We start from the raw sequence: 3073 nt of genomic DNA, 5'->3' as shown, positions 1-3073 counted from the left end.
GTTCTATCTGAATGGTCTCTTCCAGACTTGGGGCGAATCCCGCGGTGAAGAGAACAGCTGGCGAGGAGATGGCAAGTTCGATTTCCTGGACGGCCCGATCGCATTCCTGCAATTCGGCCTCCGCTACGCAGACCGCAACGCCAGCGCCAAGGGCAGCGTGGAAATCAGCACGCCGCCGCCGGGTGGCGCAGGCACCGGCAACATCACCGCGAACCCGAACCCTGCCAACCAGGTGGTCGGGCTGTTCCCGGCTAACAGCTTCTTCTGCAGCAAGCGTGGCAACTCGGCACTGAGCCAATCCTTCCTCACGCCCTGCTACGACTACCTGATCAACAACGCGGATCAACTGCGCGCTTATTACGGCCTGCCGGATGGCCTGGCTGCCGAAAACCCCGGTCGCTTCTTCGACATTCAAGAACGCAAGTCGGCTGGCTACGTGCAAGCCAAGTACGATTTCGATGTATTCGGCCTGCGTGCCGATGGATTGGTGGGCGTGCGCGCAGAGAAGATCAAGCGCGACCTCAATGCCTTCTCGTTCGATGCCAGCACCGGCGTCTACAGCGCTATCACGCGGAATACGCAGGACACCAATACGCTGCCCAATGCCAGCTTGAATTTGCACTTCAATGATGCCTGGCAGTTACGCGTGCTGGCCGCGAAGACGCTGAGCTACCCGGACTTCGGTGCGCTGAACCCGTCGATCTCGCTGAACCCGGGCACTGTCAATCGTGCGGGTGTGGCCAGCAGCGGCAACCCGGACCTGAGCCCTATCAAGTCGACCAACTACGACGTGTCGCTGGAGTGGTACTTCTCGCCGGTGGGTTATGCGAGTGCCGGCGTGTTCTATCGCGATATCGATGGCTACATCCAGAACTACATCACCAATGTGGTCATCGCCGGTGAGGACTATGAGCTCTCCTCGCCCCAGAGCGCCGGCAGCGGCCATCTGCAGGGCGTGGAACTGGCGTATCAGCAGACCTTCGACTTCCTGCCGGGTGCATGGAGCGGCCTGGGCGCGCAGCTGAACTACACCTACATCGAGGGCGACACCAAATCGCCGGAGTTCATCGGTGGCCCGGTGATTTCCCGCCCGCTGCAAAACGTATCCAAGAACAACTACAACGCCGTGCTCTTCTACGAGAACTTCGGTCTATCAGCTCGCTTGGCCTACGGCTATCGCAGCCGCTACATCGACTTCTTCACCCAGCCGACCGTTGCTGGAACCGAAGACCAGGTCGAGCCGGCCAGCTCGCTGGACTTCTCGATCAGCTACGACGTGACCCCTCGCGCCACCGTGGTGTTCTCGGCGACCAATCTGCTGGGCAACAATCTGCACCAGTTCTGGGGCAGTGGCGATACGCGGCCGCGCGACATCCGCTACCAGGATAAGACTGTGGCCATGGGCTTCCGGTTCAAACTGTGATGACGGCCGCCCCCATGTCAAAGCAAGCCACCCTGCCGAACCCCTTTTGTCGGATAATAGGAGTGACCGCGCTCAGCGGAGCACCAAGCCAAAGGGGTGTCTGTGAAACGGATCGAGCTACGCAACCTTCACGATCAGGTTACCCAGGAGATCGGGCAGCGCATCGTCAGTGGCACGATCAAGCCGGGCGAGTACCTGCCCAAGGAAGAGCTCTTGGCACAGACCTTGTCGGTGAGCCGCTCGGCGCTTCGCGAAGGGTTGAAGGTGCTCGGCTCCAAGGGGCTTATCGAAACGAAGCAGAAAACCGGTTCGCGGGTGCGCGAGCCCCGATTCTGGAAGCAGCTGGACAGCGACATCCTGGCGTGGCGCTGCGCGCTGATGCCAACCCAGGACTTCGTGGACAAACTGGTGGAAATGCGCGAAGTGATCGAACCTGCGGCGGCCGCCTCGGCAGCGCAGCGGCGGTTGCCCGCGCAACTGGCCAAGATCAAGGCGGCCTACCTGGCGATGGCCGACGCGCCGGACCAGGACGCGTGGGCCAAGGCGGATCTCTCCTTCCACGAGAGTGTGCTGGAGGCCACCAACAACGAGCTGCTGAGCTCGCTGTTCTCGGTGATCGACGCCGCGCTGGGCACGTTCTTCCTGCTCTCGGCGCAGACTGCCAAGGACTTCAAGTACTCGCTGCCGCGCCACTTCGACGTGTACGACGCGATCCGGCTAAAGCAGCCGGAGGCGGCGCGCGCGGCCATGTTGGACATGATTGCCGATTCCCGCGCCAACCTGAAGGGAATTCGCGCCCCACGCAAACCACCACGCTGAAGGATTTCCCATGAGCACCGCCTGGATGCAACCCCTCCCATTGGTTGCCATCCTGCGCGGACTCACCCCGCAGGAGGCGCCCGCCGTCGGTGCCGCACTTGCCGATGCCGGGTTTCATATCCTGGAAGTGCCGCTGAACTCTCCACAGCCACTGGAGAGCATCGAATTGCTGGCCAGGCAGCTCGGTGACCGCTGCCTGGTCGGGGCGGGCACCGTGCTCACCACCGCCCAAGTGGATGACGTGGCCAATGCAGGCGGCCGCATCATCGTGATGCCGCATGCCGACGTTGAGGTCATCGCTGCCGCGCACGCCAAGGGCATGCGCTGCACCCCCGGCGTGGCCACGCCCACCGAGGCGTTCGCCGCATTGCGTGCCGGTGCTGATGCATTGAAGCTGTTCCCTGCCGAGCAGTTGCCGCCGCCTGTGCTGAAAGCCTGGTCCAGCGTACTGCCCGCCGGCACCGCGCTGCTGCCCGTGGGCGGCATCACCCCCGAACGCATGGCGGCCTACCGCCAAGCGGGCGCGGCCGGGTTCGGCATCGGCTCGGCCCTGTACGCCCCCAAGACCCCGCCAGCAGAAGTGGCGCGCCGCGCGCGCGCGTTCATCGACGCTTGGAGCAGCACCAACACGGACCCCCATGCATGAAGATCACTGCCATCACCACCTACCTGGTGCCCCCGCGCTGGCTGTTTGTCCGGATCGAAACCGATGCCGGCATCATCGGCTGGGGCGAGCCAATCGTAGAGGGCCGCGCGCATACCGTGGCCGCTGCGGTGGAAGAGCTTTCCGATTACCTGATCGGCAAGGATCCCCGGCACATCGAAGACCAC

General features: G+C 63.3%; 3 protein-coding genes and 1 pseudogene. All 4 read left to right on the top strand.

The window, feature by feature from the left end:
- The coding region (locus tag ACXJKH_RS17710; protein ID WP_457321294.1) for a TonB-dependent receptor at positions 1–1423 on the top strand (1423 nt) is incomplete at its 5' end.
- A gap of 96 nt (positions 1424–1519) precedes the next feature.
- A complete protein-coding gene (locus ACXJKH_RS17705) occupies positions 1520–2242 on the top strand; it encodes a FadR/GntR family transcriptional regulator (RefSeq protein WP_457321292.1) in 723 nt (240 codons plus the stop codon).
- 10 nt (positions 2243–2252) lie between these two features.
- A complete protein-coding gene (locus ACXJKH_RS17700) occupies positions 2253–2888 on the top strand; it encodes a 2-dehydro-3-deoxy-6-phosphogalactonate aldolase (RefSeq protein ID WP_457321290.1) in 636 nt (211 codons plus the stop codon).
- A pseudogene (locus ACXJKH_RS17695) lies at positions 2885–3073 on the top strand (galactonate dehydratase); the annotation flags it as partial. The gene ACXJKH_RS17700 and the pseudogene ACXJKH_RS17695, both read left to right, overlap by 4 nt.

It is taken from the genome of Stenotrophomonas sp. P5_B8 (genome assembly GCF_054049855.1).
Note: the sequence above shows the minus strand (reverse complement) of the source record. Positions and strands in the feature narration are given on the sequence as shown.

What these genes read in the sequence shown, in the direction of transcription:
- ACXJKH_RS17700 (WP_457321290.1), top strand. Translation starts at nt 2,253, where the DNA reads ATGAGCACCGCCTGGATGCAACCCCTCCCATTGGTTGCCATCCTGCGC.